This window comes from Xanthomonas axonopodis (genome assembly GCF_001304695.1).
GTDB classification, from domain to species: domain Bacteria; phylum Pseudomonadota; class Gammaproteobacteria; order Xanthomonadales; family Xanthomonadaceae; genus Xanthomonas; species Xanthomonas axonopodis.
Map to the genome: position 1 here is coordinate 11,700 of NZ_JFAQ01000094.1, position 18,485 is coordinate 30,184.

Annotated in this window: 17 protein-coding genes and 1 pseudogene; 8 read left to right on the plus strand and 10 right to left on the minus strand. The window is 63.8% G+C overall.

All coding sequences use genetic code 11. From position 1 onward, the window contains the following. Nucleotides 1-92 precede the first annotated feature (92 nt). From XAXN_RS09620 to XAXN_RS09635, 4 genes and pseudogenes are all read left to right on the plus strand, one after another. Nucleotides 93-1,055, plus strand: coding sequence for a YihY/virulence factor BrkB family protein (locus tag XAXN_RS09620; protein ID WP_054319379.1), 963 nt, complete (start codon nucleotides 93-95; stop codon nucleotides 1,053-1,055). A gap of 81 nt (nucleotides 1,056-1,136) precedes the next feature. Further along, a complete protein-coding gene (gene dnaG / locus XAXN_RS09625; RefSeq protein WP_054319380.1) occupies nucleotides 1,137-2,885 on the plus strand; it encodes a DNA primase in 1,749 nt (582 codons plus the stop codon). Nucleotides 2,886-2,994: 109 nt separating this feature from the next. Beyond that, on the plus strand, nucleotides 2,995-4,035 hold the full coding sequence (locus XAXN_RS09630; protein ID WP_054319381.1) for a bile acid:sodium symporter family protein: 1,041 nt from the start codon (nucleotides 2,995-2,997) through the stop codon (nucleotides 4,033-4,035). A 182-nt stretch (nucleotides 4,036-4,217) separates the two neighbouring features. Further along, nucleotides 4,218-5,790 (plus strand): annotated as a pseudogene (locus XAXN_RS09635) (thioredoxin family protein). A gap of 52 nt (nucleotides 5,791-5,842) precedes the next feature. On the opposite strand, the gene cyoE reads toward XAXN_RS09635, so the two are convergent. From cyoE to XAXN_RS09655, 4 genes are read right to left on the minus strand one after another with little or no spacing between them, the layout of a single operon-like run. After that, entirely contained in the window at nucleotides 5,843-6,739 is an 897-nt protein-coding gene (gene cyoE, locus XAXN_RS09640) for a heme o synthase (protein WP_054319382.1), read from the minus strand. Between the two features lie 2 nt (nucleotides 6,740-6,741). Beyond that, nucleotides 6,742-7,905 carry a COX15/CtaA family protein gene (locus XAXN_RS09645; protein ID WP_054319383.1) on the minus strand — a complete coding sequence of 388 codons (1,164 nt, stop codon included), beginning with the start codon at nucleotides 7,903-7,905 and terminating at the stop codon, nucleotides 6,742-6,744. Between the two features lie 10 nt (nucleotides 7,906-7,915). Beyond that, on the minus strand, nucleotides 7,916-8,491 hold the full coding sequence (locus XAXN_RS09650) for a hypothetical protein (protein WP_054319384.1): 576 nt from the start codon (nucleotides 8,489-8,491) through the stop codon (nucleotides 7,916-7,918). A 27-nt stretch (nucleotides 8,492-8,518) separates the two neighbouring features. Then, nucleotides 8,519-9,241: an SURF1 family protein gene (locus tag XAXN_RS09655; RefSeq protein WP_054319385.1), complete on the minus strand. Its 723-nt coding sequence runs from the start codon at nucleotides 9,239-9,241 to the stop codon at nucleotides 8,519-8,521. Nucleotides 9,242-9,301: 60 nt separating this feature from the next. On the opposite strand from XAXN_RS09655, the gene XAXN_RS09660 reads away from it, so the two are divergent. Continuing rightward, the gene (locus tag XAXN_RS09660) at nucleotides 9,302-9,520 is read left to right on the plus strand and encodes a twin transmembrane helix small protein (protein ID WP_042824031.1); all 219 of its coding nucleotides are present in this window, start codon (nucleotides 9,302-9,304) and stop codon (nucleotides 9,518-9,520) included. Nucleotides 9,521-9,600: 80 nt separating this feature from the next. Here the strand turns inward: XAXN_RS09660 and XAXN_RS09665 are convergent, their stop codons facing one another. Genes XAXN_RS09665 through XAXN_RS09685 form a run of 6 tightly spaced genes read right to left on the minus strand, consistent with a single transcriptional unit; the run spans nucleotide 9,601 to nucleotide 14,363 of the window. Further along, complete coding sequence (locus XAXN_RS09665) at nucleotides 9,601-10,476, minus strand: cytochrome c oxidase subunit 3 (protein WP_054319386.1); 876 nt, start codon at nucleotides 10,474-10,476, stop codon at nucleotides 9,601-9,603. Between the two features lie 38 nt (nucleotides 10,477-10,514). Further along, complete coding sequence (locus XAXN_RS09670; protein ID WP_054319387.1) at nucleotides 10,515-11,111, minus strand: cytochrome c oxidase assembly protein; 597 nt, start codon at nucleotides 11,109-11,111, stop codon at nucleotides 10,515-10,517. Then, on the minus strand, nucleotides 11,108-11,281 hold the full coding sequence (locus tag XAXN_RS21130) for a hypothetical protein (RefSeq protein ID WP_134980202.1): 174 nt from the start codon (nucleotides 11,279-11,281) through the stop codon (nucleotides 11,108-11,110). Before XAXN_RS21130 ends, XAXN_RS09670 begins: the two co-directional genes overlap by 4 nt. Further along, complete coding sequence (gene ctaD / locus XAXN_RS09675) at nucleotides 11,262-12,866, minus strand: cytochrome c oxidase subunit I (RefSeq protein ID WP_054319388.1); 1,605 nt, start codon at nucleotides 12,864-12,866, stop codon at nucleotides 11,262-11,264. Before ctaD ends, XAXN_RS21130 begins: the two co-directional genes overlap by 20 nt. 38 nt (nucleotides 12,867-12,904) lie before the next feature. Next, on the minus strand, nucleotides 12,905-13,870 hold the full coding sequence (gene coxB, locus XAXN_RS09680) for a cytochrome c oxidase subunit II (RefSeq protein WP_054319389.1): 966 nt from the start codon (nucleotides 13,868-13,870) through the stop codon (nucleotides 12,905-12,907). A gap of 16 nt (nucleotides 13,871-13,886) precedes the next feature. Then, complete coding sequence (locus XAXN_RS09685; RefSeq protein WP_054319390.1) at nucleotides 13,887-14,363, minus strand: DUF2244 domain-containing protein; 477 nt, start codon at nucleotides 14,361-14,363, stop codon at nucleotides 13,887-13,889. Nucleotides 14,364-14,407: 44 nt separating this feature from the next. On the opposite strand from XAXN_RS09685, the gene XAXN_RS21135 reads away from it, so the two are divergent. From XAXN_RS21135 to XAXN_RS09695, 3 genes are all read left to right on the plus strand, one after another. Beyond that, the gene (locus XAXN_RS21135) at nucleotides 14,408-14,614 is read left to right on the plus strand and encodes a hypothetical protein (protein ID WP_134812628.1); all 207 of its coding nucleotides are present in this window, start codon (nucleotides 14,408-14,410) and stop codon (nucleotides 14,612-14,614) included. Between the two features lie 25 nt (nucleotides 14,615-14,639). Next, entirely contained in the window at nucleotides 14,640-17,840 is a 3,201-nt protein-coding gene (gene putA / locus XAXN_RS09690) for a bifunctional proline dehydrogenase/L-glutamate gamma-semialdehyde dehydrogenase PutA (RefSeq protein WP_054319391.1), read from the plus strand. A 419-nt stretch (nucleotides 17,841-18,259) separates the two neighbouring features. Beyond that, on the plus strand, nucleotides 18,260-18,485 hold a 226-nt coding region (locus XAXN_RS09695), incomplete at its 3' end, for a transposase (RefSeq protein ID WP_134984866.1).

The following is an 18,485-nucleotide window of genomic DNA, read 5'->3' on the forward strand; positions in this document are numbered from 1 at the left end:
CCAGCGCAGGCATGGGCAAGGTCCTTCCGCATACCAACTTTGCTCTGACGTCGCCTGCGCGCCAACGGTATGCGCCAAGGATTCTCCCGCCGGTGACGACGCTTTCATCTGCCTATCTGCACAAGCATCTGAGCCGTCTGCAGCGCAGCGTGCCGATGGCGCTGCTGAACCGCTTCATCGAGATCGACGTGATGACGCAGGCGGCGTCGCTGTCGTTCTACGCGCTGCTGTCGCTGGCCCCGTTGCTGGTGCTGCTGCTGTGGCTGACCGCCTCGCTCTATCCGCCAGCGCAACAGGCGTTGGTGCAGCAAATTGGGCAATTGGCAGGCGGCAGCGCTGCCGAAGTCGCACAGACCATCATTCGTAATGCCACCGATCAACCCGGCGTTGGCTCGCTGGCCGGCGTGTGGAGCACGCTGCTGCTGTTCATCGGCGCCACGGCGGTGTTTGCGCAGTTGCAGAACGCCTTGAACCTGCTCTTCCGCACTGACAAGCAACGCCTGGACGGCTTGATGGCCTGGCTGCAGAAGCGGGTGTTCTCGTTCGGGGTGATCCTGGCGCTGGGCTTCTTGCTGATCGTATCGATGATTGCCACCACCGCACTGCAGGTGGTCTTTGCGCGCCTGCCCTCGGTCCTGCCGGCGGTCGGCTACGTGACCACGCTGGCCCTGTACTCGCTGGCGTTCGCGTTCCTGTATCGCTACCTGCCCGATCGCACCGTCGACTGGCGGCAGGCATTCCTGGGCGGCGTCATCACCGCGGTGTTGTTCGCGCTGGGGCGCTACGCCATCGGCGTGTACATCGCCACCGCAGCGCCGGGCAGCGCTTACGGTTCGATGGGCACCTTGGTCATCCTGCTGGTGTGGATGTACTACGCCTCGGTGGTGTTCTTCGTCGGCGCCTTGATCACCGCAGTGATCGACGAGCGGGTGCGCTCGCATCGCAAGCTGCGCGAGGCGGGCGTGGACCCGGAGCATCCGCCGGTGATCGTGCCGCCTGCCGACGCAGCGCCTGCATCTTCAGCGTCGGACTCACACACGCTGCCACGCGGCTGAAGACTGCTGCTGCAGCTGCCTCGCCGGCCTCGTCAGCGATGGCGACGAAGTGCTGGCAGGCCGCTGGGATATCCTAGCGGGATGGCCCGCATCTCCGACGCGTTCATCGACGAACTGCTTGCACGCACCGACATCGTCGAGGTGGTGGGCGGCCGGGTGCCGCTCAAGCGTCAGGGCAAGGAATATTCGGCGCGCTGCCCGTTCCATGACGAGCGTTCGGCCTCGTTTACGGTCTCGCCGACCAAGCAGTTCTATCACTGCTTCGGCTGTGGCGCGCACGGCACCGCAATTAGCTTCCTGATGAATTACGACCGCCTCGAATTTCTCGATGCGGTCGACGAGCTGGCCAAGCGTGCCGGCATGGAAATCCCGCGCGAGACCCAGCAGCGCACGCCGCAGCAGCAGGACGACAGCCGCGAGCTGTATTCGGCATTGGAAGCGGCCACCAAGTTCTTCCAGCGCCAGCTCGAAGGCAGCGACCGCGCCCGCGACTACCTGGACGGGCGCGGCGTGGATGCCGACAACCGCGCGCGTTTCCAGATCGGCTACGCCCCCGACGGCTACAGCGCATTGAAGGACACCCTGGGCACCGATGCGCGGCGCATGAGTGTGCTCGAGCGCGCCGGGCTGTTTTCCAAGAACGATCGCGGCCATGTCTACGACAAGTTCCGCGACCGGGTGATGTTCCCGATCTTCGACCGCCGCGGCCGCGTGATCGCCTTCGGCGGGCGCATCATGGGCGCGCCGGCCGATGGCCGCGACCCGGGCCCGAAGTACCTCAATTCGCCGGAAACCGCGCTGTTCCACAAGGGCCGCGAGCTGTATGGCCTGTGGCAGGTGCGGCAGGCCAATCAGAAGATCGAACGGCTGATCGTGGTGGAGGGCTACATGGACGTGGTCTCGCTGTTCCAGTTCGGTGTGACCCAGGCGGTGGCCACGCTGGGCACCGCCACCACGCCCGAACATGCCGAGTTGCTGTTTCGCAATGCGCCGGATGTGTATTTCTGTTTCGATGGCGACAACGCCGGGCGCAAGGCCGGCTGGCGCGCGCTCGAATCGGTACTGCCGCGCATGAAGGATGGCCGCCAGGCGTTTTTCCTGTTTCTGCCCGATGGCGAGGACCCGGACACCATCGTGCGCAAGGAAGGCGCGCAGGCCTTCGATCAGCGCCTGAAACAGGCCACGCCGCTGTCGCAGTTCTTCTTCGACGAAATGTCGCGTGAGATCAACCTGCACACGCTGGACGGCAAGGCCCGCCTGGCCGAACGTGCGCGCCCGCTGTTGGCGCAGATCCCCGAAGGCGCGTTCGGTGACCTGATGAAACAGGAACTGGCGCGCCTGACCGGGGTGGGTGCCAATGCGTCCGCGCAGCAGTCCGCACCCAGGCCACGACCGCCTGCCCGCATGGGCGCCCCTACGCAGAAGCGCAGCCTGGTGCGTGCGTCGATCGCCATCCTGCTGCAACGGCCGTCATTGGCGATGAGCCTGGAGGGCGTGCATGATTTTTCCGGGCTGCGCCTGCCCGGGATCGCCTTGTTGATGGAGTTGCTGGACCTGGTGCGGCAACGCCCGGAAATCAGCACGGGCGCGCTGCTGGAGCACTTCGCCGAGCGCGAGGAGCTTGCTGCCTTGCAGAAGCTGGCGGCGCAGGAGCTTCCCGGCGACGAACACAGTTGGACGCTTGAGCTGCATGACGTCGTCGCGCAACTGGACAAGCAGCTGCTGCGTCAGCGGGTGGAAGAGCTGCAGGCCAAACAGCGCGCGCAAGGGCTGGACGACACCGACAAATACGAAATGCGCGAACTGCTCAAGGCGCTCGCAGCGTTGTGATGCAATGCTGCGTGGCTGACGTCAGCGCAAGGCAATTGCGCAGCACCACGCCGGTTCAGGCGTAACCGATGACGTCGATGCCATAAGCAAGCCCTGCACGCGTCGTAGAATGGCCCATACCAGGCGCAAGATCGCGCGCTACCGTTGGACCTCGATGAAGAAGCTGCTGGCGCGGTTGCGCATTGACCCCTTCACCCTCGCGCTGCTGTGCACGGTCGCACTGGCCTCGTTGCTCCCGGTCTCGGGCACGGCTGCGGCGGTCATGGACGATGTCACCGACGTGGCGATCGCGGCGCTGTTTTTTTTGCACGGCGCGCGGCTGTCGCGCGAAGCGGTCAAGGCCGGCGCGTTGCACTGGCGCCTGCATCTGGTGATTCTGGGCTGCACCTTCGTGCTGTTCCCGCTACTGGGGTTGTTGTTCAAACCATTGGCGCATCTGGCACTAACGCCAGAGCTGTATGTCGGCGTGCTGTTCCTGTGCGCGCTGCCGTCCACGGTGCAGTCCTCGATCGCGTTTACGTCGATGGCGCGCGGCAATGTACCGGCCGCGGTCTGCGCGGCGTCGCTTTCCAGCCTGCTGGGCGTGTTTTTCACCCCGTTGCTGATGGGCGCACTGGTCAGCAGCCAGGGCGCCATGGCGCATCCGGCCGAGGCGATCGGCAAGATCCTGCTGCAGTTGCTGGTGCCATTTCTGGCCGGCCATTTCATGCGTCCGTGGATCGGCGGCTGGGTCGAACGTCACCGCGCCGTGCTGCGTTACACCGATCAAGGAACCATCCTGCTGGTGGTATATACGGCCTTCAGTACCTCAGTGAACCAAGGGCTATGGCAAAAGACCCCCTTGCCTGCCTTGCTTGCGGTGCTGGCCTGCGCAATCGTGTTGCTGACACTGGCGATGGTGTTGATCACTATCCTGTCCCGACGCATGCACTTCGACCGGGCCGACGAGATCACCATCGTGTTCTGCGGCTCGAAAAAGAGCCTGGCCACCGGCGTGCCGATGGCGAAAGTGATGTTCGCAAGCAGCGGACTCGGCGCCATCGTCCTGCCGATCATGCTTTATCACCAGGTGCAATTGATCGTCTGCGCGGTGGCGGCGGCCCGTTATGCACGCAGCACGCCACGCGTAACGGCCGGTGCCAGCCACTGATACGCCGGTGACGATCACTGCCGGCCGCCCTGAATCTGTGCGCTTGCGATAACGGCGTTTCGCGTTGATCGAAGACAGTCGTTTGGCCACGACGCTACAACACTACTATCGCCCGTGTGCACACGTCGTGGTGGCCTGCGTGCTCGAAGTAGCCCCCTCCGCCTCCGCCTGGGTCATTGTCCATGTCACTGTCGCCCCGCTCTGCTTCGCGCTCCGTGACAGTCTTGCTGTTGGGACTGACCCTTTTAAGCGGCTGTGACAAGTCTGCCGCTCCGCCGCCGGCGCGCAAGCAAGCGACCGCACCAGCGGGCATCGCCTGGCACGAAGGCGATCTCGAAGCAGCCTTCGCCGAGGCCAAGCACAGCAACAAGCCGCTGCTGCTTTACTGGGGCGCCGCCTGGTGCCCTCCCTGCAATCGTCTCAAGACAACGCTGTTCAAGGATCCAGGCTTCATTGCCCAGATGCGCAGCTTTGTGGCCGTACATCGTACATCTGGATGGCGATTTGGAAAGCGCGCAGGCCTGGGGCGAGCGCTTCGGCATCAAGGGCAACCCCACCATCATCGTGCTGCGCCCGGACCGCGGCGAGATCACCCGCCTCAGCGGCGATGCGGACATCGCGCATCTGAGCGAGGTCTTGCGGGTTGCGGCGAGTGGCAGCCGTTCGGCCAAGCAGTTGCTGGACACGGCGATGCACCACCCCGCAACACTGAGCGCGGACGACTGGGTCTTGCTGGCAACCCATGCCTGGAGCATGGATGACCAATTGGTCGACGCCGAGCACAGGAGCGAGGTCTTGCACAAGCTCTCGCAAACGGCACCGCAGCCTGCCTTGCAACGCAGCTTCGCGCTGCTTGCCCTGGAGGCGGCCAGGACGACGCCAGCAGCCGACCCGTCGTATCGCAAGCTGCTGGACGCCGTGCTCGCCCATCCTGCCGAGCTGTACAACAATCTCGACACCTTGAGTTCGGTCGCTGCGCGCCTGATTGCGACCGCCAGCAACGACCCCGCTGAGCGGCTGCGCTTGTCGGACCGCTTCAATACGGCGATGGACAAGCTCTACGCTGATCCCTCGTTGCCGATCGTCGATCGCCTGGAAACCGCCGGAATCCGTATCGACCTGGCGCGCCTTGCCCAGCGACAGCCGACCGAACCGCCTCCGCACGGGCCGCCACCACCGCTCCCAGCGGAGGTCGTCAAAGTGGTGCGGCAACGGGTGCAGTGGGCGGTGGCGGCTGCCAAAACCGCGGAAGAACGCCAATCCACCATCAGCGATGCGGCATGGATGCTGAGCGAGATCGGTGACAGCAACGAGGCCGAGCAATTGGTGATAACCGAGGTGAGCCGGAGCCAGACACCGTACTACTACATGCCCAGGCTGGCTGCATTCGCCGAGCAGCGTGGCGATACAAAGACGGCCTTATCCTGGTTGGAAAAAGGCTACGAAACAGCCGATGCACCGTCCACGCACATTGCCTATGGCGTGCGCTATGTCAACGGCCTGCTCCGGTTGAGCCCTGAAGATGCAGCCGCAATCGAAGCGACCACCAGCCAATTGATCCAGGCAGTGGCCGGTCAGTCGGACGAGTACCGCGAACGCATCCGCGAACGACTGGACAAGCTTGGCGCCGCGCTCAAGGCCTGTAGCAAGCAGCACCCGCAACAAGGCGACCAGATGCTCAAGCGGCTACGTCGGCAGGCGCAGGATCACTGCGACAACAAGGCCGCCCAGGCCTGCGACAAGTGGCTGCGTTGAGGTTGTCGCGGGATGGACGTTTTCTGGCCGCGCCATCCAATGACGGGCGCACTCAGTGCACCCACGGCAGCAGCAGATGGTCGACCATCAGGAAGGCGAACAACGCCATCAGGTACACGATGGAATAGCCGAACATCTTCATCGAAAACAGTTCGTCCGGCGGGTTCAGCATGCGCCACGCGTACCAGAGGAACACCGCATTGAGCACGACCGCACCGCCTAGATAGAACACCCCGCTCATGCCCACCGCCACCGGCGCCAAGGTCACGATCGCCAGCAGTACGGTGTACACCAGGATCTGCTTGCGCGTATGCGGCACGCCGTGGGTCACCGGCAACATCGGGATTGCGGCCTTGGCGTAATCGGCGCGACGAAAGATGGCCAGCGCCCAGAAATGCGGCGGCGTCCAGATGAAGATGATCAGCACCAGCAGCGAGGCATTGATCCAGTCGGCGCTGGTCGGCAGCCCGGTCACCGTGGCCCAACCCAGCATCGGCGGAGTGGCGCCGGCCAGCCCGCCGATCACGATGTTCTGCGAGGTCGCACGCTTCAGGTAGACGGTGTAGATCACCGCGTAGCCGATCAGCGAGGCGAAGGTCAGCACCGCGGTGATGACGTTCACCCAAACCACCAGAATGGTCATGGAGATCACGATCAGCGCGCCGGCGAACACCAGCACCTGCCAGGGCCGCACCTTGCCCACCACCAGCGGGCGCCATGAGGTGCGCGCCATCTGTGCGTCGATCTTGGCGTCGAGCAACTGATTGATCGCCGCCGCTGCCGAGGCGGCCAGCCAGATGCCCAGGAAACCCAGCGCGCCGGTGCGCACCTGCAACCAGGTCGGCATGTCGGGAATGGCCAGGAACATCCCGACCAAGGCGGTGAACACGATCAGTGCCACCACCTTGGGCTTGGTCAGATCCCAATAATCGCGTGTGCTGACAGCCATGCTCACTCCGGCGCGCGCAGCCGCGCCAGCAGCGAGACCAGCACGAACAACAACGCCACCGCCCCGCCGTTATGCATGACCGAGACCTCCAGCGGCAGCGCCAACTTCACGTTGAGCATGCCCAGCGTCACCTGCACGGCGACCAGTAGCGCAAGCGCCGCAGCCCACACCCGCATCCCCGACGAACGCGACAAGCGCCAGGCCAGCCACCAAAGGTAGAGCGCGGTCGCAATCGCCCACAGCCGGTGCGCCATCTGGATGGCGATACGCGCCGCGCCATCCAGCACACCGCCTTCGTAATCCACCCCGATGCCGCGCCACAGCGTGAAACCTTCACGGAAGTCGTGCGGCGGCCACCACTGGCTGACGCAACGCGGAAAACTGTCGGCCGACCAGCTGCCGCCGCCACACGCCAGCGCGGCGTAGTTGGCGCTGACCCAGCCACCGAGCGCGATCTGCAGACCCAGCACTGCCACGCCCAGGCGCAGCAGCCACTTCAAGCGCGAGGCGTCGGCCAGGGTGATCGGCAGATGCGCCGCACGCCAGGCCATCCACACCAGCAGCGAGAACATCAGCGTGCCGCCCAGCAGGTGCCCCATCACCACGATGGGTTTGAGCAGCAACGTCACTGTCCACATGCCCAGCAACGCCTGGAAGATCACCACCGCCAGCGTCAGCACCGCCGCACGCGTCAGATCGATGTTGCTCCAGCGCAATGCCGCCAGCAGCAGGATGGCCTCCCCGGCGATCGCCACACCGAAGGCCACGGCGTGCCAGCCGGACATGTAGAGCGGGATCGACAACGCCACCAGCAGCGCGGCCGACACCACCCGGGCAATGCCCATGCGACGGCGACGCACCGCCAGCAACGACAACACCAGCACTTCCACGCCCAACGCACCCGCCAGGAAACGGTGGACCTGTTCGCGCCAGGCCTTGTGCGATTCCAGCGGGCGGATCTTGCTGGCCACGTGCGTACTGGCTTCGTCGCTGGTCTGCGGCCAGGTCACGCGGCCGTAGCAGGTCGGCCAGTCCGGGCAGCTCATGCCTGCATCGGACAAGCGGACAAACGACCCGAACAGGATCGTGCTCGCAGTGAACAGCGCGGCCAGCCAGGCCATGCGATGGAAGTGACGGAACAACGCCGGTGGCGCAAACAGGTTCATCGAAACGGGCTCACATCAGTTTCAGCAGCTTGACCAGATCCGACCGCAGGCCGGCCGGGTCGAAGCCGGGGGCATAACGCAGGATCACAAAGCCATTGGGGTCGATCACATACACCGGCACGCCGGCCGCCTCGGTGCCGCGCGGCAATGCCTGGCGCAGGCGGGCATCGTCGCGTAACACGCGCAGTGCAGGCATCGGCGGCAGCCCGGCCAGCGGCGCGCCGATCCACAGCACGTCCACCTTGTCGGCGCGATGCCCGAGCAGCTGCCACACCTTGTCCAGCTCTGCGGCCAGCGCCACGCACTGCTGCGTGCAATCGGCCGGCGGCGCCACCGCAATGCGCCAGATGCGCTCGCTCGGCGCCCAGGCATAGGGCTGCCCGTTCGCACGTACCGGCACCATCGCCCGCAGATCCGCGGGCGGCTTCAGCAGTTCGCCGTTGTTGCGCATCGACGCCGGCTGCCATCCAGAGAAGCGCAGCACGCCGGCCAGCAACATCGAGCCGAAGAACAGCAACGCTAGGGCAATCAGCATCCTGCGGCCGCGTTTGACCGAGTGCGGCGTGGCCGATGTGGAGGAGGTCATGCCGGCGATTTTCTCATGCCGCAGGCGTCAGTGCCCGCGGCGGCGGCGGCGCGCACGCCATGTCAGCAGCGTCGCGGTCGCCAGGACCGCGACAGCCAGTCCGAACCATTGCACCGCGTAAGCCAAGTGCCGCGCGGGTGGCAGCGTGTTTGGCAGCATTTCCAGATCGCGTGTATAACCAACCGGCAGTGCAGGGTCCAGGCGCAGGACCTGCGACGAAATGTCGCGCCTGCCCAGCGTACTGCGTAGGGCCTGCAGATCCAGTCGCGTGGCCAGCCAGGTCTGCGCCGCAGCCCCCGGCGCCAGCGCCGGTCCGATCGCCAGCCCCGCCGACGGCGGTGCGCTCAGAAGCCCCTGCACCATCTGCACGCCTTTCAGGGCAACGATGCCGGGCAACTGCCGATCGGCCGGCAATGGCAGCCAGCCCAGATCAACCAGCACGTCTGTCGATACGCCCTCTGGCGCTGCCAGTTGATACACGCGCACACCGGCACGCCCGTCATGCAGTTGATTATCCAGCAAGACCAGTTGCGGCAAAAACCGCACTTGCCCACGCACCCATGCCAACTCATTCGGCGTCGCCAGCGCCTGTGCCAAGGGCAGCGTGGTGTCGCGTACATGTGCGGCACGGTCCAGCAAGGCTTGCTTGCTATGCATGCGCTGCAACTGCCAGTGCCCAAGCGCCGCAAAACCCGTGCTCACCAGCAGCGCCAGACACCAGCCAAACGCCGCCGTGTGCTTGCGCGTCATGACAAGCGACGCAAAAAGGCGTGCAATGCCATCACCACGCCGACTGCACCCGGGGCTGTTGTGAACGCTTCGCTCAAGACGCTGCTGATTGTCGCCTTCCTGATCGTGATCCTATGGAACCTGGGCGCCGGCCTCTACTACCTGCTGACCGACCGCGGCCAGACCAAGCGCACCGTCAACGCGCTGACCTGGCGCATCGGCTTATCGGTGGCGTTGATCGCCATCGTGATCCTCGGCATCTATACCGGCTGGATCAAGCCGCACGGCATCGGCCGCTGAGGAGCCGGGATTGGGGATTCGTAAAAACTAAAGCCTGCCGCTTTTGCGAATCCCGAATCACCAATCCCGAATCCCCGCCCTCAAAGTACATACACGAACAAAAACAGCGCCAGCCACACCACGTCGACGAAGTGCCAGTACCATGCGGCCGCTTCGAAGGCGAAGTGGTTGTCGCGGCTGAAGTGCCCCTTCGCCGCGCGCAGCCACATCACCGCCAACATGATGGTGCCCAGCAACACGTGCATGCCGTGGAACCCGGTCAGCATGAAGAAGGTCGAACCGTAGATGCCCGAGCCCAACGTGAGATTGAGCTCGGTATAGGCGTGGATATATTCCTCGGCCTGCAGGAACAGGAACACGCAGCCCAGCAGTACGGTCAGCACCAGCCACAACAGCAGCGCGCCACGGCGCCCGCCCTTGAGTGCGTGGTGGGCGATGGTCAAGGTCACGCCGGAGCTGAGCAGGATCAACGTATTGAGCAGCGGCAGGCCCCAGGCCGGGATGGTCTGGAACTGCCCACCGATCGTGCCAGGCCCATTGGTGGGCCAGGCAGCGGAATAGCCATTCCACAGCAGCTCGTTGATCATCACGCCGTCGCCTTCCCCACCCAGCCACGGCAGCGTCAGCACACGCGTGTAAAACAGCGCACCGAAGAAAGCGCAGAAAAACATCACCTCGGAAAAGATGAACCACACCATCCCCATGCGGAACGAGCCGTCCACCTGGCGGTTGTAATACCCGGCATTGGATTCGCGGATGACATCGCCGAACCACATGAACAACGTCGCCAGCAGCATCGCCACGCCGGTGAAGAAGGTCCAGCGTCCCCATGCTGCGTCGTTGAGCCAACTGGCCACGCCGATCATCATCACGAACATCGCAATCGACCCGACAAAGGGCCATTTGCTCTGGCTCGGGACGAAATACGCATCGGCGTTGGGACTGTGATCGGCCATGGCGTTGCTTCCGTGTCGTGGTGCAGGTGGATGGAAGGTTATGGCGCAGCGCGTGGCGCGCCAGAGGGGCCTCCGCCCTGCAGCTCGGAGGTCAGCGCGTCGTTGCGATAGAACGTGTAGGACAGCGTGATCGTGGTGACTTCCGGCGGCAGTGCCGGGTCGACGATGAAACGCAGCGGCATGTCGCGCGTTTCGCCGGCCTGCAAGGTCTGCGCGGTAAAGCAGAAGCACTCGGTCTTGTTGAAGTAGCCCGACGCACGCGCAGGTGCAACCGAGGGCACCGCACTGCCCACCACCGCACGTGCACCATCGTTGCGCGCGAAATACAGCGCCTCGTTGAGCTCGCCCGGCACCACATCCATCGTCATCTGTTCGGGATGGAAGGTCCACGGCAGTTTGGAATTGACCCCACCATCGAACTCCACGCGCACCGTGCGCTTGCCGGTGGCAGGCGGTGCGCCCGCATTTGCGCGGGTGCTGCCGGGCGCACGCTCCATGCGAATTCCAAACACTTTCTCGCAGGCGATGCGGTACAGAGGCACCAGAGAGAAGGTCAGCACGAACACACCCAGCACCACGCCCAGCAGCTTGAACAAGCCGGCCGTCGGTGCATGTGTGGGCACGCGTGCACTCACCGTCCGATGACTCCCGAGGCGATGAAGCCTGCATAGATCAGCAACGCGACGATGCCAACCGTGATCGCGGTGCGACGCACGGCGCGGCGCTGCTGCGCCTGCCGTTCCGCAGCAGATAACAGACGCCTCACCGCCGGCTCCGAGGCGGACTCAGTGGCCGATGTCTTCATGTGCAAGATCTCCCGGCTTGATCACCGGCGGCACGGTGAAGGTATGCGCCGGGGCAGGTGACGGCACCGTCCATTCCAGGCCCTTGGCACCTTCCCAGGAACGCGCCTGTGCGCGCGCGCCACTGCGCAGCGAGGACAGCAGGATCGCGGCCATCAGGAATGGGGTGACGAACATGCCGAACGCACCGATCGAACTGACCAGGTTCCAGTCGGCGAACACCACGTTGTAGTCGGGAATGCGCCGTGGCATGCCGGCCAAGCCAAGGAAGTGCTGCGGGAAGAACAGCAGGTTGACGAACACCATCGTCCACCAGAAGTGCACCTTGGCCCAGCTCTCGTTGTACATCCGCCCGGTCCACTTGGGCCACCAGTAGTACACCGCCGCAATCAGCGCAAACACCGCGCCGGTCACCAGCACGTAATGGAAATGCGCCACCACGAAGTAGGTGTCGTGATATTGGAAGTCCGCCGGCACGATCGCCAGCATCAAGCCGGAAAACCCACCGATGCTAAAGAGGATCACGAACGCCACGGCCCACAACATCGGCGATTCGAAGGTCAGCGAGCCTTTCCACATCGTGCTGACCCAGTTGAACACCTTCACCCCGGTCGGGATGGAGATCAGCATGGTGGCAAACATGAAATAGATTTCGCCACCGAGCGGCATGCCCACGGTGAACATGTGATGCGCCCAGACGATAAAGCTCAGGAACGCGATCGCTGCGATGGCGTACACCATGGTCTGGTACCCGAACAACGGCTTGCGGCTGAAGGTCGGGATGATTTCGCTGACCACGCCGAACGCCGGCAAGATCATGATGTACACCTCCGGGTGCCCGAAGAACCAGAAGATGTGCTGGTACATCACCGGATCGCCGCCACCGGCTGCGTTGAAGAAACTGGTGCCGAAGAACTTGTCGGTCAGCAACATCGTCACTGCGCCGGCCAATACCGGCATCACTGCGATCAGCAGGAACGCGGTGATCAGCCAGGCCCAGCAGAAGATCGGCATCTTCAGCAGATCGATGCCCGGCGCACGCATGTTGAGCACGGTGGCGATGATGTTGATCGCGCCCATGATCGAACTGACGCCGGCCACATGAATCGCAAACACGCTAAAAGCCACGTTATAGCCGCCCTGCAGCGACAGCGGCGGGTACAGCGTCCAGCCGCCGGCCGGCGCGCCGCCGGGCAGGAACAGCGTCAGCAGCAGCAGGGTAAAGGCGACCGGCAACAACCAGAACGACCAGTTGTTCATGCGCGGCAACGCCATGTCCGGTGCACCGATCTGCAACGGAATCATCCAGTTGGCCAAGCCGACGAACGCCGGCATCACGCCGCCGAAGATCATCACCAGTGCATGCACGGTGGTCATCTGGTTGAAGAATTCCGGTTTGACGAACTGCAAGCCGGGCTGCATCAATTCGGCGCGAATCACCACGCTCATCGCCGCGCCGATGATGAACATCACGAAAGAAAACAGCAGGTACAGCGTGCCGATGTCCTTGTGGTTGGTCGAAAAGAACCAGCGCTCGACGAAACCGGGCTGGTGGTGTCCGTGGTGATCGACTGCGGTATGCGCCATGACGGAACGACCTCTGCGAAGCGAGCGGTTGCGAGCGATTAAAGGGCGGCGGTCGGTGTTGCGGCCTGGGCCGGTGCCGCAGCCGGCGCAGTGTCACCTGCCGGGGCGGCCGGTGCACCGGCCGGCGTCGGTGCGGCGGCTGGCGCCGCGGGCGCCGTTCCAGGCGCTGTGCCTGACGTATTACGACGCGACGCCAGCCAGCGCTGGAAGTCAGCTTTGGGCAGCGCCTCCACCACGATCGGCATGAAGCCATGATCCTTGCCGCACAACTCGGCGCACTGCCCGCGATACACGCCCGGTTGCTCGATGTTGGTCCAGGCTTCGTTGACGATGCCGGGAATCGCATCTTGCTTCCATCCCAGCGCCGGCACCCACCAGGCGTGGATCACATCGTCGGCAGTGATCACGAAGCGGATCTTGGTATTGACCGGCAGCACCAGGCGGTTGTCGACATCCAGCAGGTAGTGCGGCTGCGAGGCCGCAGTTGGGCGCTCGCCGCTTTGGCGGATACGATCGGATTCGCGTGCCAGGCGACTGGTGAATTCCACGCCCTGGCCCAGATATTCGTACTTCCACATCCACTGATAGCCGGTCACCTTGACCGTCATTTCCGATTCGCGGGTGTCGTACATCGCGATCAGTTTTGCCGTCGCCGGCCACGCCATCGCGATCAGCACCAGGACCGGAATCACCGTCCACAACACTTCAGCGGTGGTGTTGTGACTGAATTGCGCGGCCACCGCGCCCTTGGACTTGCGGAACTTGAACATCGCATAGCCCATCGCCGAGAACACCAGCGCGCCAATCACCACGCAGACCCACAGCGCCACCATGTGCGCCTCGTAGGCCATGCGCGCGGTCTGGGTCACACCGCGCCCCATGTTGAACTGCCATTCCTTTGGATCGACCGATCGCGCCAAGGCCACCGGCGCGCTCAACAGCGCCGACATCGCCAGGCCCACGTGGCAGGTGTTGATCGACTTCCAGCTGCTGCGTTGCGTCATTGCCTAGACCCTTACGTCATCGGTGACGGCCATTGGCGGCCGCGAGCAAGCGTTTGAGCGTTGTTGCCAGTTCCACACGTTCGGCCGGCCCGAGAAAACTTCCGATCTCGATCTGCTTGCCGCTGCTGACCAGCAACACCCTGTCATCGCGTTCGATGCAAAGCCGCACCCAGTGCGGATGTGCCTGAAACGCTGGTGGCGCATGCCCGGACGGAAACACCTCGACAACGGTCTCCCCCACCCGGATCGCTTCTTCGCGCTCGCCACTTCGCCACAGCTGCCGTAGCGCCAGCGCCACCACACCACTGTGCACCAGGGCAAACACCGGCGCGAACGCATTACCGGTCCACCACCCCAGGCCTGCAAATAACCACATCGTTCCCACCAATACTGCGAACAGCTGCACGAATTGTCTGGCCGACAGTGCCCGCGGAGGCCGCAACCGCAGCTGCGTCCCAACCCCTTCGGACATCAACGGCAGCACTTCGATCATAAACAGCACGCAGCGCACTGCAGGAATAGCCCGATGGTAGACCCGTGCCAACACATGCGGCAAGCATTTCCGGCGATCAAAAATTTGCTGCAGTGCAGCTAAAAATACTCACGAATCAATCACTTCCGAGTGGCTCAACGACGGCCTTGCAGAAACTCTTCAACGCGCACCTGCAACAACGGAATGCACAAAACGGCGGGAAAGTCGCCGCTTCGGCACAAGTGCGCGAGCCGTTTGGCTCACTAGAATGATCACGGAATCCAAGGCACCTTTCGCATGAACGCTCAGCTCGACCCGCTTGCCTCCACCTCAGTTGCGCGCCCGCTGTTGGCGCCCGAACTGCCCGCCGCACCTGGCGCATTGCGTGCCGCCATTACCGCCGCCTGGCTCAAGGACGAAACCGAGCACGTGCGTGAATTGCTCGACCAGGCACGCCTGCCCGCCGCCGAGCAAGCCAAGGTGCAGGCGATCGCTGCCGATCTTGTTACCCGTGTGCGGGCACGTGCGCAGGATCAGGGCGCCATCGAGGCCTTCATGCGCCAATACGACCTGGGCAGCGAAGAAGGCGTGCTGCTGATGTGCGTGGCCGAGGCACTGCTGCGCATTCCCGACCAAAACACCGCCGACAAGCTGATCCGCGACAAGCTGGGCGATGCGGATTGGAAGAAGCATATGGGCGGCAGCGATTCGGTGCTGGTCAACGCCTCCACGTGGGGCCTGATGCTGACCGGCCAGCTGGTACAGCTCAACGACCTCACCCGCGCCGATGTGCCGGGCGCCTTCAAGCGCCTGATCGGCCGCGTCGGCGAGCCGGTGATTCGCCTAGCCGTACGCCAGGCCATGAAGATCATGGGCCACCAGTTCGTCATGGGGCGCACCATCGGCGAAGCGCTGTCGCGTTCGCGCAAGGGAGACAACGCCAACTACCGCTATTCGTTCGACATGCTTGGCGAAGGCGCGCTCACCATGAAGGATGCGCAGCGCTATCTGCAGGCCTATCGCGATGCGATTCATGCGATTGGCCGCAGCGGCAGTTTCGTCGGTACCGACGTATTCGCCGCGCCCAGCATTTCGATCAAGTTGTCGGCGCTGTATCCGCGTTATGAGCATGCCAAGCGCGCCCGCGTGATGGCAGAGCTTGTACCGGGCGTGCTGGAGCTTGCGCAGTTGGCCAAGTCTTACGGCATCGGCTATACCGTCGATGCCGAAGAAGCCGACCGGCTGGAACTGTCGCTGGACATCATCGAGGCCACCTTCTCCGACCCGTCATTGGATGGATGGGAGGGCTATGGCCTGGCCGTGCAGGCATATCAAAAACGCACGCCGTACACGATCGATTTTCTTGCCGATCTGGCGCGCCGTGTCGGGCGACGCATTCCGGTGCGCCTGGTCAAAGGCGCGTACTGGGACGCAGAGATCAAACGCGCCCAGATCGAAGGGCATCCCGGCTACCCGGTGTTTACGCGTAAGCAGAACACCGACGTGTCGTACCTGGCATGCGCACGTCGCATATTCGCGCACAGCGATGCGCTCTACCCGATGTTCGCCACGCACAACGCGCAGACCATTGCGGCAGTCCGTGCGATTGCGGCAGGCAAGACCTACGAGCACCAGAAACTGCACGGCATGGGCGACGACCTCTATGCCGAAGTGATTCCTGCCGATCGTCTCGGCCTGCCATGCCGCCTCTACGCACCGGTCGGCTCGCACGAAGATCTGCTGCCGTATCTGGTACGTCGCCTGCTCGAAAACGGCGCCAACTCCAGCTTCGTCAATCGCATCACCGACGAGGATGTCGCCATCGAAGACCTCATCCGCGACCCGGTCGAGGCGGTGACGTCATTTACTTCCATTCCACATCCCAAGATTCCACTGCCAGCCGATTTGCTGCGTAGCCAGAACCAGAACAGGAAAAACTCCATGGGCGCCAATCTCGCCAACGACAACGATCTGCGCCAGCTGGCAGAGCAACTCAACGCTGCGATCAAACCGTGGAAAGCCACACCCCTGGTGCCAGGCGCGCTGGTCAGCACGCCTAGCCAAGCAGTGTTGAATCCGGCAGATCGCCGCGAGACGGTTGGACAGTGGCAACCGGCCGATCCGGACACCGTCCAGAAGTCGCTGGCCAACGCCGCGGCCGCGCAACCGGCCTGGAACCGCACACCTGCAGCGAGCCGTGCCACCATCCTGGAACATGCGGCCGATCTGCTCGAAACGCGCATGTCCGACTTCATGGCGATCTGCGTCAAGGAAGCCGGCAAGACGCTGCCGGACGCAGTGGCCGAAGTCCGCGAGGCAGTCGATTTCCTGCGCTATTACGCCGGCCAGGCGCGTGCGCAGTTCGGTGCGCCCGAGTGCCTGCCCGGACCGACCGGCGAATCCAACGAGCTTCACCTGCACGGCCGTGGCGTCTTTGTCTGCATCAGTCCGTGGAACTTTCCGCTGGCGATCTTCCTCGGTCAGGTCGGCGCAGCGCTGGCGGCCGGCAATACGGTCATCGCCAAACCGGCCGAGCAGACCAACCTGATTGGCTTTGCAGCGGTCAAGCTGCTGCACGAAGCCGGCGTACCGGAAGCGGCGGTGCAGTTCCTGCCAGGTGACGGCGCTACCGTTGGTGCTGCGCTGACCAACGACCCGCGCGTTGCCGGCGTTGCATTCACCGGTTCTACCGAAACCGCACGTATCATCAACCGCACCCTGGCCGCACGCGATGCCGCCATCGGCGTCTTGATCGCCGAAACCGGCGGCCAGAACGCCTTCATCGCCGACTCGTCCTCACTGCCCGAAGCCGTGGTCAAAGACGCCATTTCCAGTGCTTTCATCTCGGCCGGGCAGCGCTGCTCCGCGGCGCGTGTGTTGTTCGTCCAGGACGACATCGCCGACAAGGTCATGACCATGTTGGCCGGTGCGATGGGCGAGTTGAAGATTGGCGATCCGGGCCTGCTCTCGACCGACGTTGGCCCCGTCATCGACGCTGATGCACTCAAGATTCTCGAAGATCACGCTGCACGCATGGATCGCGAAGCGCGCCTGATCGGGACCACCACCCTGGACGCCGGCACCGCGCATGGCAGCTTCTTCGCCCCACGCGCCTATGAGCTGACATCGCTGTCCCAGTTGCAGCGCGAAATTTTCGGGCCGGTGCTGCACGTAATTCGCTGGAAAGCCGACCAGCTCGATGCCGTCGTCGAGCAGATTAACGCGACCGGTTACGGCCTTACGCTGGGTGTCCACTCGCGTATCGATGACACGATCGACCGCATCACCTCGCGCGTGGCGGTAGGTAACGTCTACGTCAATCGCAACCAGATCGGCGCCGTGGTCGGCGTACAACCCTTCGGCGGCCAGGGCCTGTCCGGCACCGGTCCCAAGGCCGGCGGCCCGCATTACTTGCTGCGTTTCGCAACCGAGAAGGTCGTCACCGTCAACACCACCGCAGCAGGCGGTAACGCCTCGCTGTTGACGTTAGGTGACTGATACCGGCCAGCAAATCATGGCCTCAGCCCGCTGATCGGTCAATACTCACCGATTGCAGCCAGACGTACTGTCAGCAGAACAGAAAACCCCGCTCAGGCGGGGTTTTTTGTTGGTTGGGCGCAACCTATCAGACATCCCGTCGTGGTCAGTATCCCAACGATCAAAGCACCGGTTACAGCTCGGCAAACAAGGGGGGCACCTTCGTGGCGCACTTCGCTAGCGATTCGAGTCGACGGCTCCCAAGCAGGCGCCCGCGGGGTGAAGGTAACTGGATTCGATCCAAGGTTATCGGACACTTTCACCGCACGTCGTGCTGCCGTTAGTGCTTCCTGATTAGCCCCATCCCTCAGCCGGTAGTTGCAGGATCTGCGACGCTGCGGTTGGACAATGGCCCCAGCTGAAGGCAACGGAGGTGGGAGATGGGGATCAACATCGTGCAGTTTCCGCCGGGATTGTCGCTGACCGAGTGCGTGGATCGCTACGGAACCGAAGCCAAGTGTTACCGGGCGTTGTATCGGTGGCGCTGGCCGAAGGGATTTCGCTGCCCGCAGTGCGACGGCCGCGCGCGCTCGCGCTTTCGACGCGATGGGCAGGTGTACGACCAGTGCCGGGCGTGCCGGCATCAGACCACCTTGCGTGCCGGCA